The organism is Caballeronia temeraria (assembly GCF_001544795.2).
GTDB classification, from domain to species: Bacteria; Pseudomonadota; Gammaproteobacteria; order Burkholderiales; family Burkholderiaceae; genus Caballeronia; species Caballeronia temeraria.
In genome coordinates this window covers 12,718-32,908 of sequence record NZ_FCOI02000007.1, presented here as the reverse complement: position 1 = coordinate 32,908, position 20,191 = coordinate 12,718, and the positions used below count along the sequence as shown (strand labels likewise).

Sequence of the window (20,191 nt, the reverse complement as noted above, 5' to 3'; positions counted from 1 at the left end):
GGCTTGAGCCCTCGCGTCATAAAACCTTCACGACTTCGGTTTCCGATGCCCCGACACCAGCGCTCCGGCGTCCTTCGCGAGCCCGAACAGATCGATCACGCCGACGAGTCCCACCAACGCGACGATCAGAAACGCGACGCCGAAATCCTCCGGCCCGATGGAATGCGCGTCGTGGCCGTGGAGCCATTCGCCGATGCGCAGCGCGATCGCGCCGGCCGCCACGCCGATGCCCATCGTCATCTGGAAGAGCGTGCTCGATAGCGCCGAGGCGCCGCTCATCTGCGCTTTCGGGACATCGGCGAAAGAGAGCGTGTTGAGCGCCGTGAACTGCAGCGAGCGCGACAAGCCGCTCGCGAACAACACGACGACGATCACGAGCTTGGGCGTCGACGGCGTGAGCAGGCTCATCGCGGCCAGCGAGAGCGCCGCGAGCACGCCATTCACGATCAGCACCGGCCGAAAGCCGAACTGACGCATGACGGGCGTCGTGACGAGTTTCATCGACAGATTGCCCGCGAACACCGCGAGCGTGAGCAAACCGGATTCGAACGCGTTCATGCCGAAACCGACCTGGAACATCAGCGGCAACAGGAACGGCGCCGCGCTGATCGCGATGCGAAAGAGCGAGCCGCCGCCCATCGCCACGGCGAAAGTCTTCACCTTCAGCGCCGACAAATCCACCACCGGATGCGCCGCGCGCCGCAGATGCCACCACGACGCGATACCCGCGACGACGCCCACCGCGACCAGCACGCCGACGAACGTCCAGTCCGCGTCGCTGCGGCCGATCAGCTCCATCGCGTAGAGCAGGGTCGTGCACGCGATGCCGCACAGCGCGAAACCGGCGAGATCGAAACGGCGCGTCGCGTCCTCGCGTTCATTGCCGATATAGCGCAGCGTCAGCAGCAAACCGATCAGGCCGAGCGGCACATTCAGATAGAAGATCCAGCGCCACGACGAATACGTGGTGATGAAGCCGCCGAGCGGCGGGCCGATCACCGGCGCGACGAGACCGGGCCACGTGATGATCGCGATCGCGCGCATCAGGCCTTCCTTGGGCGTCGCGCGCAGGACGGCGAGGCGTCCGACCGGAACCATCATCGCGCCGCCGATGCCCTGCAGCACGCGCGCGGCGGCGAAAGCGGGCAGCGTGGAAGTCGTCGCGCACAGCACGGACGCCGCGGTGAACACGGCGATCGCGCTCGCGAACACGGTGCGCAGGCCGAAGCGGTCGGCGGCCCAGCCGGAAATCGGGATGAACACGGCGAGCGTGAGCAGATACGCCGTGATGCCGAGACTCATGTCGGCGGGATGCACGTTGAACGAGCGCGCCATCTGCGGCAAGGCGGTGGCGATGATCGTGCCGTCGAGGTTCTCCATGAAGAAGGTCGCCGCGACGAGCATGACGATGAGCGACGAGCCTTTTTTCTCGCGATCGCTTGCTGACGGCATCGGTCGGGCGCTCCTGCATGTCTGGAAGCCTGCCATTCTAGCCGCGAGAGCAGAGCTTTCGCGGCTATGGTACGTTTTGCGACTGCCGGAAAACAGCCAGACAGCGTGCCCGACAATGCGCCTACGCTGTGCCGACAACGCGCAAACACAACGCCAACAAGAGGAATGAGCAATGAAGTTTCGGAAACTGGGTGATTCGGGTGTCGACGTCAGCCTGATCGGACTCGGCACCATGACCTGGGGCGAGCAGAACACCGAAAGCGAAGCGCACGAGCAGATCGATTACGCGCTCGCGCAGGGCGTGAATCTGATCGATGCCGCCGAAATGTATCCGGTGCCGCCGCGCCCCGAAACGCAGGGCCTGACCGAGCAATACATCGGCACGTGGCTCGCGAAGAATCAGGCGAAGCGCGCCGATATCGTGCTCGCGACGAAGATCGCCGGTCCCGCGCGCCAGCCGCACAATCCGCGGCATATCCGGGGCGCTGGTAACCAGTTCGATCGCAAGAACCTGAACGAAGCCATCGACGGCAGCCTGAGGCGTCTGCAAACCGATTACGTCGATCTGTATCAATTGCACTGGCCCGACCGCAGCACGATGACCTTCGGCCGCGCGGCGTATCCGTATCTCGACGATGAATACACGGTGCCCATCGAGGAAACGCTCGCCGCGCTCGCCGAGCTCGTGAAGGCGGGCAAGATTCGCCATGTCGGCGTGTCGAACGAAACGCCGTGGGGCGTCGCGCAATTCCTGCGCGCGGCCGAGAAAGCAGGGCTGCCCAAGATCGTCAGCATTCAGAATCCGTACAGCCTCGTGAATCGCACGTACGAACTCGGCCTGTCCGAGTTCACGCACAAGGAAGGCGTCGGGCTGCTCGCGTATTCGCCGCTCGCGTTCGGCTGGCTGTCGGGCAAGTACGAAGGCGGCGCGCGTCCGGCGGGCGCGCGCATCACGCTGTTCGAGCGCTTTCAGCGTTACAGCAAGCCGCAGTCGATCGCCGCGATCACGGCTTACGTCGAGCTGGCGAAGCGCCACGGACTCACGCCGACGCAACTCGCGCTCGCCTTCGTCAACACGCGCCCGTTCACGACGAGCACGCTGATCGGCGCGACGTCGATGGCGCAGCTGAAAGAGAACATCGAGAGCGTGAACATCGAACTGTCGGACGAAATCCTGGCCGAAATCGACGCGCTGCACGAACGCCAGCCGAATCCGGCGCCCTGAAATTTCTTCGCCGACTCAAACATTTGACGACAAATTGCATGGCTTTGCCGCGAATGTGTCAGCATTGACGTTCGCGTCCCCGTTGGATATCGCTCTGTAATACCGGCCGAATCTTTGGCCCGTACTCTGCCGTAACGCCGCCCTGAGTCCCGCACAGCGGGATTCGCGGCGCGCTCCCCGTGTCACTCGCGGTGCGGTGCTTCTCGCAAGGCACTACACTTGCTCGATGGTCCTGGTTGCCCGCTGCGGCGCCTTTCGCCACAGCGCGCTCTTCGCAAAGGAGTCGTCGCTCATGTCTCAAGCAACACCTCAGGCCAAAGACCTCGATCGCCTCACGATCGACACCATCCGCACGCTTTCGATGGACGCCGTGCAGAAGGCCAATTCCGGCCACCCCGGCACGCCGATGGCGCTCGCACCGGTCGCGTTCCATCTCTGGCAGAACCATCTCCGTTACGATCCCGACGCGCCGCTATGGCCGAATCGCGACCGCTTCGTGCTGTCGGTCGGCCATGCGTCGATGCTGCTGTATTCGCTGCTGCATCTGGCGGGCGTGAAGGAATTCGACGGCGACGGCAAGCCCACCGGCAAGCCGGCCGTTTCGATCGATGACATCAAGCAGTTCCGCCAGCTCGACAGCAAGACGCCGGGCCACCCGGAATACCGGATGACGACGGGCGTCGAGACGACGACCGGGCCGCTCGGGCAGGGTCTCGGCAACAGCGTCGGCATGGCGATGGCCGCGCGCTGGAAGGAATCGCACTTCAACAAGGGCAGCGACACGATCTTCGATTACCGCGTCTACGCGCTGTGCGGTGACGGCGACATGATGGAAGGCGTGTCGCACGAAGCGGCGTCGCTGGCGGGGCATCTGCGCCTCTCGAATCTCATCTGGATCTACGACAGCAACACGATCACGATCGAAGGCCATACGGAACTCGCCTACAGCGACGACGTGGAAGCGCGCTTTCACGGCTACAACTGGCACACGCTGCACGTCGACGACGCCAACGACGCCGCCGCGCTCGAAGCCGCGATCAACAAGGCCAAGTCGCACACCGACAAGCCGACGCTGATCGTCGTGAAGAGCATTATCGGCTGGGGCGCGCCGAACAAGCAGAACACGGCGAGCGCGCACGGCGAGGCGCTCGGCGAGGAAGAGGTCAAGCTCGCGAAGAAGTTCTACGGCTGGCCGGAGGACAAGCAGTTCTATGTGCCCGACGGCGTGATGCAGCACTTCGCCGACGGCATGGGCGCGCGCGGCAAGAAGCTTCACGCCGAGTGGAAGCAGCGCTTCGACGCCTACGAGAAGGCCCATCCGGAGCTCGCGAAAGAAGCGTGGCAGATGCTCGAATCGAAGCTTCCCGACAACTGGGACGCCGACATCCCGACCTTCGAAGCCGACGCCAAAGGCCTCGCGACACGCGATTCGTCCGGCAAGGTGTTGAACGCGATCGCGCCGCGCTTGCCCTGGCTGATCGGCGGGGCGGCGGACCTTTCGCCATCGACGAAAACGAATCTCAAGTTCGAAGGCGCCGGCAGCTTCGAGCACGACAGCTACGGCGGGCGCAATCTGCACTTCGGCATTCGCGAGCACGGCATGGGCGCCGTGTGCAACGGCCTCGCGCTGTCGGGAATTCGTGCATATGGATCGACTTTCCTGATCTTCAGCGACTACATGAAGCCGCCGATCCGCCTTTCCGCGATCATGGAAGTGCCGGTGATCTACGTGTTCACGCACGATTCGATCGGCGTCGGCGAAGACGGTCCGACGCATCAGCCGATCGAGCAACTGGCGTCGCTGCGCGGCGTGCCGGGCCTGTGCACCATGCGTCCCGCCGATGCGAACGAGGTCGCCGAAGTGTGGCGCGTGGCGCTGACGCATCCGAAGGAGCCGTCGTGCATCGTGCTGACGCGCCAGCCGCTGCCGACCTTCGACCGCAAGAAATACGCGTCCGCCGATGGCGTGAAGCGCGGCGCCTACACGCTCGCCGACACCGAAGGCGGCAAGAAGCCCGAAGTGCTGCTGCTCGCGACGGGCAGCGAAGTGTCGCTCTGCGTCGAGGCGTACGAGAAGCTCACGAGCGAAGGCATCGCGGCGCGCGTCGTGTCGATGCCGTCGTGGGACATCTTCGAGAAGCAGGATCTGGCTTACCGGGAATCGGTGCTGCCGCCGGACGTGAACGCGCGCGTGTGCGTCGAGCAGGCCGCGACCCTTGGCTGGGATCGCTATGTCGGCCGCCTCGGAACGCAGATCGTGATGCACACGTTCGGCGCATCCGCACCGTTGAAGGCGCTGAAGACGAAGTTCGGCTTCACGCCGGAAGCGGTCTACGACGCCGCGAAGAAGCAGATCGAACGCGTGAAATCCAACGGGAAGGAGTGACCATCATGCAGATCGGCATCGTGGGACTGGGGCGCATGGGCGGCAATATCGGGCGGCGCCTGATGCGTGGCGGACATACGTGCGTCGTGTACGACCACAATCCGGAGGCGACCGAAGCGCTCGCGAACGAAGGCGCGACGGGTGCGAAAGACCTGGGCGATCTCGTCGCAAAGCTCGCCGCGCCGCGCGTCGTCTGGCTGATGTTGCCCGCCGGGAAAATCACAGAGGACACGCTCAACGATCTGCACAAGATCCTCGGCGCGGACGACGTGATCATCGACGGCGGCAACAGCTTTTATAAGGACGATATCCGCCGCGCCGCGCAGTTGCGCGAGCAGGGCATCCATTACGTCGATGTCGGCACGTCGGGCGGCGTGTGGGGACTGACGCGCGGCTACTGCATGATGATCGGCGGCGACGAGCCGGTCGTGCGGCGCATCGATCCGATTCTCGCGACGCTCGCGCCTGGGCGCGGCGACATTCCCGAAACGCCGGGCCGCGAAGGGCGCGATGCGCGCGTCGAGAACGGCTACATGCACTGCGGGCCGGTCGGTTCGGGGCACTTCGTGAAGATGGTGCACAACGGCATCGAATATGGACTGATGCAGGCGTATGCCGAGGGCTTCCATGTGCTCGAGCGCAAGGACTCGACGGAGCTGCCGGAGAACGAGCGCTACACGCTCGATCTCGCGGATATCGCGGAAGTGTGGCGTCGCGGCAGCGTGGTGTCGTCGTGGCTGCTCGATCTGACCGCCGGCGCGCTCGCGGGCGACGGCTCGCTCGACCGTTATTCGACCGAAGTCGCGGATAGCGGCGAAGGGCGCTGGACGATCGAAGCGGCGATCGAGGAGGCGGTGCCGGCGCAGGTGCTGTCGGCGGCGCTGTACACGCGCTTCCGCTCACGCGATGCCGAGTCGTTCCCCGAGCGCATGCTGTCCGCAATGCGCTTCGGCTTCGGCGGGCATCACGAGTTTCCTGTGAAGTAACGCTGAACGGCGATGGACCTTCAGGCTCCATCGCCGTTTTTCACTTCATCATGCGCCGCCTGAACAGCCACGCGCACAGGAAGAACGGCACGACCGCATACGCGATCAGCACGATCACATGCAGCGCGAAGCTGTCGAAAGGGCGGCCGAGCATCGCCGGACGGATCAGCTCCACCGCGTGATACAGCGGCAAAACCTGCGTGACGTGCTGCGCAATCGCGGGCAATTGCGCGATGGGAAAGAACACGCCGGAGAGCAGGAGCATCGGCGTGAGCGCAAGCGTCTGATAGAACATGAAGAAGTCGTAGCTCGGCGCGAGCGCGGTGACGACCATCGCGGTGCTCGCGAACGCGAGTCCCGTCAGCACGATGACGGGCAGTGCGATCAGCATTGACGGAACGCTCGCATATCCCAACGCGCCCGCGACGATCATGATCGCGACGCCCGAGAGCACCGATTTGCTCGCCGCCCAGACGATCTCGCCGAGCACGATATCGCCGAGCGTGAGCGGCGTATGCATGATCGCTTCCCACGTGCGCTGCACGTGCATGCGCGAGAAGCCCGAGTACATCGATTCGAAGCTCGCGGACATCATCACGCTCGACGCCGCCGTGCCCGCCGCGAGAAACGCGATATACGACACGCCGTCGACGTGTCCGACCATCAGGCCCAATCCGAGGCCGAGACCGAAAAGATAGATCATCGGATCGGCGAGATTGCCGATCATCGAGGCGATGGCGAGCTTCTTCCAGACGAGATAGTTGCGCCGCCACACCGACATCCAGTGCGTGGCGTTCGCGGGTAGCGCGCTCGACAACGGCGTGAAGCTCTCCGCGTGCTTCGGCGCGCGCTTTTTGTCGATGCGGGATCGTTCGAGCGTATCCATTGACTCAGTCCACCATCTCACGTCCCGTGAGACGCAGGAAAACATCTTCGAGATTCGCCGGACGATGCAAATAGCGCACGTCCGCGCGGCCTTTCACGCGCGCATGAACGGGCTGCGGATCGTCGACGTAGCAAAAGAGCGTTTCGCCGCTCACTTCCATGCGCTCGACAAGCGGCGCAAGTTCGGCGGCAAGCGCTTGCGGATCGGGACCGTAGATCTCGATCACATCCGAGCCGATCACCGATTCGATCAGATCGCGCGGCCGTCCCTCGGCGATCTTGCGGCCTTCCTCGATCACACAGAGACGATCGCAGAGACGTTCGGCTTCTTCCATGAAATGCGTCGTGAGCAGGATCGTCTTGCCGCGCGCGAGCAGCGAGCGCAGGCGCTCCCAGATCAGATGCCGCGCTTGCGGATCGAGCCCGGTGGTCGGCTCGTCCATCACGAGAACATCGGGATCGTTGACGAGCGCGCGCGCGAGCGTAAGGCGCCGCTTCATGCCGCCCGACAATTCGCCGACGCGCGCATCAGCCTTGTTCTCCAGCCGCGCGAATTCCAGCAGCGACGGCACGAGCGCATCCATGCGCGCGCCCGTCAGACCGAAGTAGCGGCCGAACACCGTGAGGTTTTCGCGGACGGTGAAATCGGGATCGAGGTTATCGAACTGCGGCACGACGCCCACACGTTCACGCGCGAAACGCGCACGCGCCGGCACCGGTTCGCCGACGAGCCGGATCGCACCGCTATCGGGCGAGGTGATGCCGAGCAACATCTTGAGCGTCGTCGTCTTGCCCGCGCCGTTTGGTCCCAGCAGTCCGAAGCATTCGCCGGGCCGCACGTCGAACGACAGGCCGTCGACGACCGTGCGCTCACCGTAGTGCTTTCTTACTTCGCTGAACTCGATGGCGGGCGCGCCGTTTCGATCGGCGTCGCCTGAAGCGCTTTGTTGCAATGTTTGATCAGTCATGCATTCGTGCCGCAGGGAAAACCGCATGAGGGAAATCCAGCGGGCTAGTGTAATCCATTGCACCAAGGCGGCGCTTGGCGTGCAACCGCATGCTGCGCGGGCGTGTCAAACCTGTGCGGAAGGCATTGAACCGGTTCCGGCCGATAGTGCCAGAGGCTTGTCCGTTGGTGAATTTGCGTATCTGGCACGGTGCGAGCTAGCGTCTTCGCGCCGGTAAGCGTTTTCCAGCGTTGTCTCTCACGGGACGACGCACGATGATGAATCAACGCCGCGGGCAAGTCGCGCTCAACGGCAAGTTGGCCAGGGAGGTCGAGATGGAGAGCTACCGAAAAATCCTGCTGTGCTATGACGGCTCACGAGAAGGCCGCAAGGCACTGCGTCAGGGCGCGAATCTCGCGCTGGACCTGAATGCCGAAACGCACGTGCTCGCGGTCGTCGATATGCGCTCGAGCATCGCGCAAAGCGCCGGACTGCTCACCGACATGGCCTGCGGACGTTTCGAAGAAGCCGCGCGCGATATCCTGCAGGAAGGCGTCGAATGGCTGCGCGAACGCGGCCTTCAGGCGCAGGGACATTTCGCGTTCGGCCATCCGATCGATGAAATCGCGGCGCTGGCCGAAAGCCTTCAGGTCGATCTCGTGGTCGTCGGGCATCGCTGCCGCAGCGGTCTCGCGCGCTGGTGGATGGGCGCGGGCAACACGCCGCTGCTCGATCGCGTGAAGTGCAGCATTCTGGTTGCCGTGTGTCAGGCGGGTGAATCCGCCGAAGCCGAAGACGAAGCGGCCTACGCGGCGAAACCGGTCAAGGCCGAAGCCGGCGCATGACCGGCGGCGCTTGACGCATCAACCGTTGAGATCGACCGCGACGAGCTTCCATGACACCAACCCGTCGCGGTGAAAGATCGCGGAGTAACGCGCGTCGCCCGCGCCATGCTGATACGTAACGACGAAGGTGTTCAGGCTTCGATAGCCCGCCTTGGTTTGCGGCGGCTCCTTCGGTGCTTGCTGCGCGGTCGTGACGCCGGAAGCGGGCGCGTTCGCCGGACCCGCCGATGCACCGTTCCCGGCTTGCGGCGGACGCTCGCCCGGAACGCCGCGCGGCGGAATGCCGTTCAGAATGGCCGCAACGCCGTCCGGTGTCGCATAAGCATCCACGAGCGGACCGACGAGCGCCGCGCCGATCATCGCACCGATGATCGCGAGCGGATTGCCGCTTTTCTGGATATCCACGCGCCGCGTGAGCAGGGCCGCAACCTGTTCCTTGAGGCTCGCCCGGAGCGCCGGGAAATCCACGTATTGATTGACGGTCTGCGCGTCGCGCGCATCGGCTGCGCGCTTCACGCGGTCCAGCGCGATATACGGCGACGCATAAACGAAACCGAGCGCCGCGACGACAATCAGAACGACGAGCGCGGCGGCAATAGAGCGGGTAGTGCGAGACATGCGACGGCGAAGCCTCTTCGTAAAACGCGAATCACGGATTGACCGCGCGAGCGCCGGTTATATCCCGCGATTTCGCGTTTTGCGTGCGATGCCCCTCCATTCAGGCAAGGATTCCGCCGGCGAGCCCCGCGTTTTCTTCGGCGATGCAGCGGTCGATCATGCGCGACACTTCGTCGATCTTGCCTACCAGAATCACGCGCGATTCTCCGCGATAAACACGCACCGGCGCGCGCATCTCGGGCTCGGCGTGCACCGTGCTGTTGAGCGACACGCGTGCAAAAGCCGGCTGGCGCGACGGCAGTGCGGGCATTTCGTCGAAGAGATCGGGCGTGGTTTCGGCTCGCGGCATGCCGCACGCGATCAGCGTGCGCAGATGGCGCAGGCGGCCGAATTGACGGAAGGGCAGCAGACGGGCAAAACGTTCCATGATGACTCTCCAGACGATAGGACGCACCGCGGCGCACCGCGCACGGTGGCCGTCATGCTTGTAGTATTTGAGCCGTTCGGACGAGGCGCCCGAAAGCGGTTGGTGAGGCTATCTTGCGACGTCAATGAGACATTTCTTGTCCCGTTGCGAAAACGAATCAAACAATTCGCTTCGACTTTTGCTGCTCGTTCGTGCCGATGGCGAGCGTCAGAACTCGCCCGAACGAATCAGCCCGACAGCGATGCCTTCCAGCGCGAAATCGTTGCTGCCGGCGCGCACGAAAATGTTCTCATAATCCGGGTTTTCCGCGATCAGCTCGACGCCGTCTGAACGCCGTTTCCAGCGCTTGACCGTGACGTCGTCGCCCAACCGGGCCACGACGATCTGTCCGTCTTTTGCTTCGTTGCGCTTCTGCACCGCGAGAAGGTCGCCGTCGAGAATGCCTGCGTCGCGCATCGAGAGGCCGCGCACTTTCAACAGATAGTCCGGCTTGCTGGAAAAGAGCGCGGGATCGCATGCGTAATGCTGCGAGATGTGCTCTTGCGCGAGGATCGGACTACCCGCCGCGACACGGCCGACGAGCGGCAGCGACAGTTGCATGATGCTCTGATGCGGCAGCGTGAATTGATGCGGCAGTTCCTCCGAACGGTCGATGCGCGAAGCGTCACCGAGCAGCCGGATGCCGCGCGACGAGCCCGCCGCCAGCTCGATTACGCCCTTGCGCGCCAGCGCCCGCAAGTGCTCCTCGGCGGAATTCGCCGAACTGAAACCCAGCTCCGCGGCGATCTCGGCGCGCGTGGGCGGAAACCCCGTGCGGTCGATCGCGCGCTGGATGAGTTCGAACACCTGCTGCTGCCGCGCGGTAAGTTTTGATGTCTTGGTCACTGGCTCGGGCCCCTGATGCACTGTATGAATGGACAGGTGACTGTATTTTTATACAGTATTCCGCGCTTTTCAAGCTTTACTTGAGGTTCGCCCGTGCGGGGCCGCACAGCATAGGGTCGTGGCGCGATCCAGCTTTCCACGATCAGGAATATCGTTCTTAGCAGTTTTACGTATAAAAAAGTGAAGAACGATTATTTCTAATCATATAGACGCCTCGATAGACTGATTCCGTCAATTCGATAAGACGGAGAACGGGGAATGCAAAGCATCACACTGGGATTGGGCAAAGGCGCTCGGCGTCTGCTCGCGGCGGCGGCGCTGACTGCGGCGGGCTTCGGCATGGCCGCATCGGCGTATGCGCAGACGGCGTTTCTGAACGTCTCTTACGATCCGACCCGCGAGCTCTATCAGGACTTCAATCAGGCGTTCGCGAAAAAGTGGAAGGCCGAGACGGGCGAGACCGTAACCTTCAAGCAGTCGCACGGCGGCTCGGGCGGCCAGGCGCGCGCGGTGCTCGACGGGCTGCAGGCCGACGTCGTCACGCTCGCGCTCGCCTATGACATCGATGCGCTCGCGTCCAAGGGCCTCGTCAACGCAGATTGGCAGAAGCGCCTTCCCGACAACGCATCGCCGTACACGTCGACGATCGTGTTCCTCGTGCGCAAGGGCAATCCGAAGCACATCAAGGACTGGGACGATCTGACGAAGCCGGGCGTGTCGATCGTCACGCCGAATCCGAAGACGTCGGGCGGCGCGCGCTGGAACTATCTCGCGGCATGGGCTTATGCACTGCACAAGCCGGGCGGCAACGAGCAGACGGCCAAGGAGTTCGTGACGAAGCTCTACAAGAACGCCGGCGTGCTCGATTCCGGCGCGCGCGGTGCGACGACGAGCTTCGTGCAGCGCGGCCAGGGCGACGTGCTGATCGCATGGGAAAACGAGGCGTTTCTGTCGCTGAAGGAGTTCGGTCCGGACAAGTTCGAGATCGTGGTGCCGTCGGTGAGCATTCTCGCGGAGCCGCCGGTCGCGGTGGTCGACAAGGTCGCCGACAAGCACGGCACGCGCAAGCTCGCCGAGGCCTATCTCAAGTATCTGTATAGCGACGAAGGGCAACAGATTGCCGCGCGCAATTTCTATCGGCCGCGTTCGGAGAAGGTGCCCGCCGATCTCACGAAGCAGTTTCCGAAGCTGAAGCTTTACACCATCGACGATACGTTCGGCGGCTGGACGAAGGCGCAGAAGACGCATTTCGCGGATGGCGGCGTGTTCGATTCGATCTATCAGCCGCAATAACGATGGTTGCACGACGACGCGGCGCGCCAATGACGCCGCGCGTCGCCCAGGTAGCGAGCGCCTCCCCGGCGCAAAGGATGACTCAAGGATGACGACCCTCACATTCAGGAAACCGAGCGCGCTGCCCGGTTTCGGCCTGACGCTCGGCATCACGGTGGCGTATCTCAGCCTCGTGGTGCTGATTCCGCTTGCCGCGACCTTCGCGAAGACGGCGACGCTCGACTGGGCGCAGTTCGTGCGCGCGGTGACGTCGCCGCGCGTGCTGGCATCGTATCGGCTCACGTTCAGTGCGGCGCTCGGCGGCGCGCTCATCAACGCGGTGTTCGGCTTTCTCGTCGCGTGGGTGCTCGTGCGCTACACGTTCCCGTTCAAACGCATCGTCGATGCGATCGTCGATCTGCCGTTCGCGCTTCCGACATCGGTGGCCGGCATCTCGCTCGCCGCGGTCTACGCGGGCAATGGCTGGATCGGGCAATATCTCGCGCCGCTCGGCATCAAGGTCGCGTTCACGCCGCTCGGCGTGCTCGTCGCGTTGACGTTCATCGGCTTGCCGTTCGTCGTGCGCACGGTGCAGCCCGTGCTCGAAGACTTCGAGCGCGAGCAGGAAGAAGCCGCCGCGTGCCTCGGCGCGACGCGCTGGCTCACGTTTCGCCGCGTCGTGCTGCCTTCGCTCTTTCCCGCGCTCCTGACGGGTTTCGCGCTCGCGTTCGCCCGTGCGCTGGGCGAATACGGCTCGGTGATCTTCATCGCGGGCAATGTGCCGATGAAATCCGAGATCACGTCGCTGCTCATCATCACCAAGCTCGAGCAATACGACTATGCCGGCGCGACCGCGCTGGCCGTCGTGATGTTGTGCGTGTCGTTTCTGATGCTGCTCTTCATCAATACGCTGCAATGGTGGTTGCAACGTCGCACGAGCAAGACGGGCGCGGCGCCGGTCAACGTCGGTCTGGCAGCGGGAGAAACGGCATGAGCAAGGTGCTTCCGTTGCAAACCACGGCCCAGCGCGATACGCACGGCCTCAATCCCGTCACCGAGCCGCGCGCCGTGCGCTGGCTGCTGACCGGCATCGCGCTCGCGTTTCTCGCGTTCTTTCTCGTCGTGCCGCTCGTCGCGGTGTTCGTGCAGGCGTTCGCAAAGGGAATCGGCTATTACTTCGAGTCGCTGAAGGACCCCGACGCGTGGTCCGCGATCAAGCTCACGCTGATCACCGCCGCGATCGCGGTGCCGCTGAATATCGTCTTCGGGCTCGCGGCGTCGTGGGCGATCGCGAAGTTCGAGTTTCGCGGCAAGGCGCTGCTGACCACGCTCATCGACTTGCCGTTTTCGGTGTCGCCGGTCATCTCGGGTCTCATCTACGTGCTGATGTTCGGCGCGCAGGGCTGGTTCGGCCCGTGGCTCGCCGCGCATGACGTGCAGATCATCTTCGCGGTGCCGGGCATCGTGCTCGCGACGATCTTCGTGACTTTTCCGTTCGTCGCGCGCGAACTGATTCCGTTGATGCAGGCGCAAGGCAACGACGAGGAGGAAGCGGCGCACGTGCTCGGCGCGTCGGGCTGGCAGATCTTCCGGCGCGTGACGCTGCCCAATGTGAAGTGGGGCCTGCTCTACGGCGTGATCCTGTGCAACGCGCGCGCGATGGGCGAGTTCGGCGCGGTGTCTGTGGTGTCGGGCCATATCCGCGGCCAGACCGACACGATGCCGCTGCACGTCGAAATTCTCTACAACGAATACAACTTTTCGGCCGCGTTCGCGGTGGCGTCGCTGCTGGCGCTGCTCGCGCTCGTGACGCTCGCGTTGAAGCTCCTTGCGGAGCGGCGCATGTCGCAAGCACTGACCGTTGCCAAAGCCACCGCACAGCATTAAGAGGCCGATAACACCATGAGCATCATCGTTCGCAATCTGCAAAAACGCTTCGGCGATTTCACCGCGCTCGACAACGTCACGCTCGACTTCCCGGCGGGCGAACTGGTCGCGCTGCTCGGGCCTTCCGGTTGCGGCAAGACCACGCTCCTGCGCGTGATCGCGGGTCTCGAATTCGCCGATGCAGGGCAAGTCGTGCTGCACGGCGAAGACGTCGCGGCGGTCGGCGCGCGCGAGCGCCAGGTCGGCTTCGTGTTCCAGCATTACGCGCTGTTCCGGCATATGACCGTGTTCGAGAACGTCGCGTTCGGCCTGCGCGTGAAGCCGCGCCGCGAACGTCCGAGCGAAGCTGTGATCCGCGAGAAGGTGCATGAGCTGCTGAAGCTCGTGCAGCTCGACTGGCTCGCGGAGCGTTTTCCGTCGGAACTGTCGGGCGGTCAGCGGCAACGTATTGCGCTCGCGCGCGCGCTCGCCGTCGAACCGAAAGTGCTGCTGCTCGACGAGCCGTTCGGCGCGCTCGATGCCAAAGTGCGCAAGGAACTACGCAGCTGGCTGCGCCGTCTGCACGACGATCTGCATATTTCGACGCTCTTCGTCACGCATGACCAGGAAGAAGCGCTCGAAGTGGCGGATCGCATCGTCGTGATGAATCATGGGCACGTGGAGCAGGTCGGCAGCCCGCAAGACGTGTACGATCATCCGCAGACGTCGTTCGTCTACGAGTTTCTCGGCGCGGCGAACCGCCTGCAGGGCGAGGTCAACTCGAACGGCTTCATCGCCGATGGCGCCACGAACCCGATCGCGGCTCAGGCGCATTTCAGCGGCCGGGCGCTCGCGTATGTGCGTCCGCACGATCTCGCGCTCTATCCGGCCGATGGCACGCATCGCGATGGCATCGTCGTGGGCGTGCGGCGCGTCGTGACGCTGGGCGGCTCGGTGCGCGTCGAGCTCGAAGGCAGCGCGGGCGGCGCGATCGAAGCGGAACTGGATCGCGAGGCATGGCGCGCGCTCAAGCTCGATATCGGCGATGGCGTCACCGCCGTGCCGCGCGCATTGCGCGTGTTTCCCGCGCAATGACATCATAAAAATCAAAGAGGCTGACATGAATTTCCAGCAACTGCGCTTCGTGCGCGAGGCCGTGCGTCAGAACATGAATCTGACGGAGGTCGCCAATGTGCTCTATACGTCGCAGTCGGGCGTCTCGAAGCAGATCAAGGATCTGGAAGACGAGCTCGGCGTCGATATCTTCATTCGCCGCGGCAAGCGTCTGACGGGACTCACGGAGCCGGGCAAGGAAGTGCATCAGCTGATCGAGCGCATGTTGCTCGATGCCGAGAATCTGCGGCGCGTCGCGCGCCAGTTCGCGGATCAGGACAACGGCCATCTCGTCGTCGCGACGACGCACACGCAGGCGCGTTATGCGCTGCCGAAGGTCATCCGCCAATTCACCGAGGTGTTCCCGAAAGTGCATCTCGCGCTGCGCCAGGGCAGCCCGCAGCAGATCGCGCAGATGATCATCAACGGCGAGGCGGATATCGGCATTTCGACCGAAGCGCTGGACCGCTATCCGGACATCGTCACGTTTCCGTGCTATTCGTGGCATCACACGGTCGTGGTGCCGAAGGATCATCCGCTCGTCGGGCGCGAGAACATCACGCTCGAGCAGATCGCCGAATATCCGATCGTCACGTACGACAACGATTTCACCGGCCGTTCGCACGTCGATCAGGCGTTCGCGAGCGCGGGCGCGATGCCCGATATCGTGCTCACCGCGATCGACGCCGACGTCATCAAGACGTACGTCGAACTGGGCATGGGCATCGGCATCGTCGCGGCGATGGCGTATGACGCGAAGCGCGACACCGAACTCGTTGCGCTCGATACGCAGCACTTGTTCGAAGCGAGCACGACGCGGGTCGGGCTGAGAAAGGGCGCGTTCCTGCGCGCGTATGCGTACCGGCTGATCGAAATGTTCGCGCCGCAGCTCGACGAAGCGCAGATCGCCGCGCAGCTTCGCGAAGCGGCGTGAGTTGCGCGCCGGCTGATTTACAATCGCCGGCATGAACACATCCTCTCTACCTCGCATCGCCGTGCTGGCAACGGGCGGCACCATCGCCGGATCGGCGGGCGATGCATCGAAGACGGCGGGCTACAAGGCGGGCGTCGTCGGCGTCGACAAGCTGCTCGACGCCGTGCCCGCGCTCGGCTCCGTCGCGCAGATCCACGCGGAACAGATCGCGAGCATCGACAGCAAGGACATGAGCGCCGCGCTGTGGACGACGCTCGCGAAGCGCATCGATGCGCTGCTCGCGCAGGACGATATCGATGGCGTCGTCGTCACGCACGGCACCGATACGCTCGAAGAAACCGCGTACCTGCTGCATCTCGTCGTGAAGAGCACGAAGCCTGTCGTGCTCACGGCTGCGATGCGTCCGTCGACCGCGCTTTCCGCCGATGGTCCGCTGAATCTGCTCAACGCGGTGACGGTCGCGGCGTCGAAGGATGCGGCGGGCAAGGGCGTGCTCGTCGCGTTCAACAACCAGATCCATAGCGCGCGCGATGTCACCAAGACGAGCACGTATGCCGTCGATGCATTCCGGTCGCCCGAAACGGGCGCGCTCGGCTTTGTGCAGGACGGACGCGTCGAGTTTCAGCGGACGGTCGTGCGGCCGCATACTGCGTCGAGCGAATTCTCGGCGAGCGGGCAATGGCCGATGGTCGAGATCGTCGCGAGTTACGCGGATGCGTCGCGTGTGACGGTCGATGCGCTTGTCGCGGCGGGTGTGCGGGGCATCGTTGTGGCGGGCACGGGCAATGGGTCCATGCATGCGACGCTCACTCAAGCGCTTGCGGATGCGGTGAAGCAAGGCGTTGCCGTTGTGCGCGCGTCACGCGTGGGGGCGGGGCACGTGATGCGCAACGGCGCAGCGAATGATGATGCGCTTGGGACCGTCAGCGCCGGGACGCTCAATCCTTATAAGGCACGGGTGTTGTTGATGCTGGCGTTGGCGTTGGGTTCGCAGGGGCGGGATTTGCAGAGGGTTTTCGATATGTATTAGGTGGAATCCTGTTTTCTTGTCGGTCTATTAGCGCTGCCCCTGTGCGGGGCGGCTGTGCCAATAGACCCAAAAGAAAACGGGATCCAGCGGCAGAAAAAGCATCAAACCTCCACAGGCGGTTTAGCCTGATCCTCCTTCACCACATGATCGGTCCGCGTCTCCGGCATCGCGAGCCAGACCATCAGCACGGCAAGCGCGCCAGCCCCGGCCAGACCAAAGAAGCTCATCGCAGTGCCAAATCGATCCGCGGCAAAACCCGCCGCCGCAGTCGAAAGCGTCGCCCCGACACCCGCTGCAAGCCCGAAGAACCCGATCGTGAGGTTGTAATGCCCACGCCCACCCGCGACATCCGCCGCGATCAGCGGCAGCATCACACCGAACACCGCCGCGCTGATGCCATCGAGCATCTGGACCGGCACGAGCAGATACGGGCTGCTCACGCCCGCGAACAGAATCGCCCGTACAGGCAGCGCACAGAATCCGAGAATCAGCACCGGCCTGCGTCCCCACTTCTGCGCCTGCCGCCCGACCCACGGCGATAACGCCGCGACGATGAACTGCGGCACGATGATGCACGCCGCGATCACGAGTTGAACGTTGTCGCCCATGTGCGCCGTCACTTCGCCGGCGGCGAGATTGAGCATCGCCGCGTTCGAGAGGTGAAACAGCACCACGCACGCCGCAAAAATCAGCAGTCGCCTGTCCTTCAGCAACTCTCGCAATGACTCGCGCTCTTCGCCTTCGGGCGTGAGTTTGGGCTTGCCAGGCGATGCGCGCGGCACGACGGGGAGCGCATCGTAGTGAATCATGCGCAGCGCGACGATCGCCGGCAACGCAAGCGCGGCCGTCAGGAAAAACACCGAGCGTAGCGACAGATACTCGCCGAACGCGCCCATCAACGCCGCGGTCAGCGCGCTGCCGATCGACGCCCAGCGCGCATTGCGGCCCAGCCGGTCGCCGAGATCGGCACGTGAGACGAGGGCGAGCGAGATCGCCGCCATCGCCGGGACGAGCATGCAGCTCGCGAAGCCGTGCAGCACTTCCGCCGCAAAAACCGGAACGAACGTCGGGCTCGCGGCGAGCAACAGCGCACTCACGATGATCGCAATGATCGCGGAGAGCGCGGCGAACTTCTTGTTGCGCATCGCATCGACGAGCGCGCCTGCCGGCAACTGGCTCGCCATCGCGCTGATCGTGCCGACGGAAAGCATCAGGCCGATCTCGCCCTGCGTCCACTTGTTGGCCGCGAGGTACGAAGCAATGAAAGGGCCGAAGCCGGTCTGCACGTTGGCGACGAAGAAGTTCAGCCAGTCGAGCGCGCGCAGACTGCGTGCAATTACCATGTCGTGATTCTGTTATCGATGTCGTTATCCGTTATCTGGCCGGGCGCGCACCCGAAGCCGGCGCTTGCGCCGACACCGCGCCCGAGGCCGCCGCGCCCGCCGTTCCCGATGCGCCCGATCCGGCAGCAGGCGCCGATGCCGCGCTCGCAGCCGTCGCCGGCGCAGGCACGACAGGCGACACGATCTTGATCGGCTGCTCGGGCGAGTAGGTCGGCGCGGCCTTCAATTGCGCGTCGTTGAAATCCATCTGCAGTTGCCATTGCTTGTTGCGCGAGAGCACGTGCAAGTCGCCCCAGTTGGCCGCGACATGGCGCTTGTCGCCCGCGAGCGAACTGGAGAGATCGATCACGAGCGCCTGGGGTTGAGCCTGAGCGTCGACGAGCACGTCGACCACGCGTCCGATGCGCGCGCCACTCTTTTGCGTCACCGTCGAATCGACCAGTTGCAGGAGATTCGCAGGCGCCTCCGCGACGGGCTGCGGCTTCGGCACCGGATCGGCCGGCTTGCCCTTGACGGGTGGAGGCGGCGGCATCAAGGTGATCGGCGCGGTCTTCGAGTTCGGCGTGAAGCGGAAGGCCGTCCACGGGAAATTGACCTTGCGGTCGCCGACGCCAAGGAAGCCCGCCAGATTCACCATCAGGAGCTTCGGCTTCGCGGACGCATCCACGTACATGTCCACTGCGCGGCCGACGACCTTGCCGTCGGGGCGCTGCACTTCGGCATCGAGCAGACCGTGCAACTGATCGTGCTGCATGATGCGCGTCGATATGATCTGCGGCGGAGGCGGCGGCTCGGGCGGTTCCGGCGGCGGCGTGACGGCCGGCTCCGCAGGCTTCGGCCTGACGACGCGGCGCTTGGGCTTCGGAGCGGGCGCGGGCTTCACGGCGGAGGCGGGTTCCGGCGCCTGCACGGCGGGCAGAGGCTCTTCGGGCTCGGCGGAGCCTGTCTCTTCGGGCGCCGGGATATAGGAATGCTCGACGATCGGCGCAGGCACCTGCTGCGGCATCAGTCCACATGCGGACAACGCGCAGGCGGCGGCGATCGGCAGGCTCGCGGTAAGGCGCACTGCGCGCAACGTTCGCACGATGGCGACGATGAACGCGGCCACGCGCAGTATCAGATATGCGGCGGCAGCGAAGGCGCTGTCCGTCCGGCTCGCTCGCACGAGCGCGTGAAGGCCGATCGGCGACGCATCTCCCCGATGCGAGATACCGCCTGTCATCGCAAAAGCTCCATGGTTCCGGGTCACCTGCTTGTCTGGTTTGTTGTTGGATCGGTGCTTGTCAGAACGATTCGACGTGCGCGACGCGTCGTTCGTTCAGCGGATTGAATCTTGCATGCAGAGTGCATTGTGCCAATCGAATGCTTTCACGCTCACGATACTTTCGCGAGCCGGGCGGCCGTGTCGGGCGCGCCCATCTTCTCGGCGGCATCGCGCGCGCAGAAACCGCCCGCGTCGCGTGCATCCGGATCGGCGCCGCGCGCGATCAGCAAGTCGACGATCTCGACACGGTTGAACATCGCCGCGATCATGAGCGCCGTGCGGCCGTCGGGCGATGCACCCTCGACATCCGCGCCATGCGCGAGCAGCGTTTCGATCACGTCGCGGAAGCCCTTGAACGCGGCGCCCGCGATCGGCGTCTGGCCATTGTCGTTGCGCAGGTTCGCATCGGCGTTGTGTTGCAGCAGCACGCGCACCGCGTCGGCATGGCCGTGATAGCTCGCAAGCATCACGAGACTGTCGCCCTTGTCGTTGCGCAGATTGGGCGGGAGGCCTTTCGCGAGAAGCGCGTCGAGCATCGCGGCGTCGCCACGGCGGGCGACATCGAACACTTCGCTCGCGAACGCGATCATGTCGTCGTCGGGGCCGTCGTTCGATGGCTTCGGCGAGTTCTGGTTCTGGTCGTGCTGCATGATTCACTCCGTTTCGATCGCACCGCGTATGCGGACCTGAGTTTGTCGGGGATGCACAGCTCG

Annotated in this window: 19 protein-coding genes; 10 read left to right on the top strand and 9 right to left on the bottom strand. The window is 64.2% G+C overall.

Annotation, left to right across the window (positions count from 1 at the left end):
* Positions 1-27: 27 nt before the first annotated feature.
* The gene (locus AWB76_RS12425) at positions 28-1,452 is read right to left on the bottom strand and encodes an MFS transporter (RefSeq protein WP_061160431.1); all 1,425 of its coding nucleotides are present in this window, start codon (positions 1,450-1,452) and stop codon (positions 28-30) included.
* A 172-nt stretch (positions 1,453-1,624) separates the two neighbouring features.
* Here AWB76_RS12425 and AWB76_RS12420 point away from each other — a divergent pair, with 172 nt between their 5' ends.
* The 3 genes from AWB76_RS12420 (at position 1,625) to gnd (ending at position 6,049) form a co-directional block, all read left to right on the top strand.
* On the top strand, positions 1,625-2,677 hold the full coding sequence (locus AWB76_RS12420; protein WP_061160430.1) for an NADP(H)-dependent aldo-keto reductase: 1,053 nt from the start codon (positions 1,625-1,627) through the stop codon (positions 2,675-2,677).
* Between the two features lie 292 nt (positions 2,678-2,969).
* Positions 2,970-5,063, top strand: a complete 2,094-nt coding sequence (gene tkt, locus AWB76_RS12415) for a transketolase (RefSeq protein WP_061160646.1) — start codon at positions 2,970-2,972, stop codon at positions 5,061-5,063.
* 5 nt (positions 5,064-5,068) lie between these two features.
* The gene (gnd, locus tag AWB76_RS12410) at positions 5,069-6,049 is read left to right on the top strand and encodes a phosphogluconate dehydrogenase (NAD(+)-dependent, decarboxylating) (RefSeq protein ID WP_061160645.1); all 981 of its coding nucleotides are present in this window, start codon (positions 5,069-5,071) and stop codon (positions 6,047-6,049) included.
* 40 nt (positions 6,050-6,089) lie between these two features.
* Here the strand turns inward: gnd and nodJ are convergent, their stop codons facing one another.
* Both nodJ and nodI read right to left on the bottom strand, forming a co-directional pair.
* Positions 6,090-6,935: a nodulation factor ABC transporter permease subunit NodJ gene (nodJ, locus tag AWB76_RS12405; protein ID WP_208606562.1), complete on the bottom strand. Its 846-nt coding sequence runs from the start codon at positions 6,933-6,935 to the stop codon at positions 6,090-6,092.
* Between the two features lie 4 nt (positions 6,936-6,939).
* A complete protein-coding gene (nodI, locus tag AWB76_RS12400) occupies positions 6,940-7,902 on the bottom strand; it encodes a nodulation factor ABC transporter ATP-binding protein NodI (RefSeq protein ID WP_061160429.1) in 963 nt (320 codons plus the stop codon).
* A 314-nt stretch (positions 7,903-8,216) separates the two neighbouring features.
* Between nodI and AWB76_RS12395 the strand changes: the two genes are divergently transcribed.
* Positions 8,217-8,726 carry a universal stress protein gene (locus AWB76_RS12395; RefSeq protein ID WP_041731023.1) on the top strand — a complete coding sequence of 170 codons (510 nt, stop codon included), beginning with the start codon at positions 8,217-8,219 and terminating at the stop codon, positions 8,724-8,726.
* 18 nt (positions 8,727-8,744) lie between these two features.
* Here the strand turns inward: AWB76_RS12395 and AWB76_RS12390 are convergent, their stop codons facing one another.
* From AWB76_RS12390 to lexA, 3 genes are all read right to left on the bottom strand, one after another.
* Positions 8,745-9,344: a DUF2939 domain-containing protein gene (locus tag AWB76_RS12390; RefSeq protein ID WP_061160428.1), complete on the bottom strand. Its 600-nt coding sequence runs from the start codon at positions 9,342-9,344 to the stop codon at positions 8,745-8,747.
* 100 nt (positions 9,345-9,444) lie between these two features.
* A complete protein-coding gene (locus AWB76_RS12385) occupies positions 9,445-9,771 on the bottom strand; it encodes a hypothetical protein (protein ID WP_061160427.1) in 327 nt (108 codons plus the stop codon).
* A gap of 207 nt (positions 9,772-9,978) precedes the next feature.
* Complete coding sequence (gene lexA / locus AWB76_RS12380; RefSeq protein ID WP_061160426.1) at positions 9,979-10,656, bottom strand: transcriptional repressor LexA; 678 nt, start codon at positions 10,654-10,656, stop codon at positions 9,979-9,981.
* Between the two features lie 258 nt (positions 10,657-10,914).
* On the opposite strand from lexA, the gene AWB76_RS12375 reads away from it, so the two are divergent.
* The 6 genes from AWB76_RS12375 to AWB76_RS12350 all read left to right on the top strand — a co-directional run bounded on the left by AWB76_RS12375 (position 10,915) and on the right by AWB76_RS12350 (position 16,871).
* Positions 10,915-11,949, top strand: a complete 1,035-nt coding sequence (locus AWB76_RS12375; protein ID WP_061160425.1) for a sulfate ABC transporter substrate-binding protein — start codon at positions 10,915-10,917, stop codon at positions 11,947-11,949.
* 88 nt (positions 11,950-12,037) lie between these two features.
* Positions 12,038-12,922, top strand: a complete 885-nt coding sequence (cysT, locus tag AWB76_RS12370; RefSeq protein WP_061160424.1) for a sulfate ABC transporter permease subunit CysT — start codon at positions 12,038-12,040, stop codon at positions 12,920-12,922.
* Entirely contained in the window at positions 12,919-13,815 is an 897-nt protein-coding gene (cysW, locus tag AWB76_RS12365; RefSeq protein WP_061160423.1) for a sulfate ABC transporter permease subunit CysW, read from the top strand. The genes cysT and cysW overlap by 4 nt, the downstream gene beginning before the upstream one ends.
* Positions 13,816-13,830: 15 nt before the next feature.
* Entirely contained in the window at positions 13,831-14,889 is a 1,059-nt protein-coding gene (locus AWB76_RS12360) for a sulfate/molybdate ABC transporter ATP-binding protein (RefSeq protein WP_061160422.1), read from the top strand.
* A gap of 25 nt (positions 14,890-14,914) precedes the next feature.
* Positions 14,915-15,841: a CysB family HTH-type transcriptional regulator gene (locus tag AWB76_RS12355; RefSeq protein WP_061160421.1), complete on the top strand. Its 927-nt coding sequence runs from the start codon at positions 14,915-14,917 to the stop codon at positions 15,839-15,841.
* A 31-nt stretch (positions 15,842-15,872) separates the two neighbouring features.
* Positions 15,873-16,871, top strand: a complete 999-nt coding sequence (locus AWB76_RS12350) for an asparaginase (RefSeq protein WP_074171338.1) — start codon at positions 15,873-15,875, stop codon at positions 16,869-16,871.
* 101 nt (positions 16,872-16,972) lie between these two features.
* Here the strand turns inward: AWB76_RS12350 and AWB76_RS12345 are convergent, their stop codons facing one another.
* The 3 genes from AWB76_RS12345 to AWB76_RS12335 form a co-directional block, all read right to left on the bottom strand.
* Positions 16,973-18,214: an MFS transporter gene (locus AWB76_RS12345; protein ID WP_061160419.1), complete on the bottom strand. Its 1,242-nt coding sequence runs from the start codon at positions 18,212-18,214 to the stop codon at positions 16,973-16,975.
* Positions 18,215-18,245: 31 nt separating this feature from the next.
* Entirely contained in the window at positions 18,246-19,436 is a 1,191-nt protein-coding gene (locus AWB76_RS12340) for a hypothetical protein (protein WP_061160418.1), read from the bottom strand.
* 152 nt (positions 19,437-19,588) lie between these two features.
* Positions 19,589-20,128, bottom strand: coding sequence for an ankyrin repeat domain-containing protein (locus AWB76_RS12335; RefSeq protein ID WP_061160417.1), 540 nt, complete (start codon positions 20,126-20,128; stop codon positions 19,589-19,591).
* Positions 20,129-20,191 lie beyond the last annotated feature (63 nt).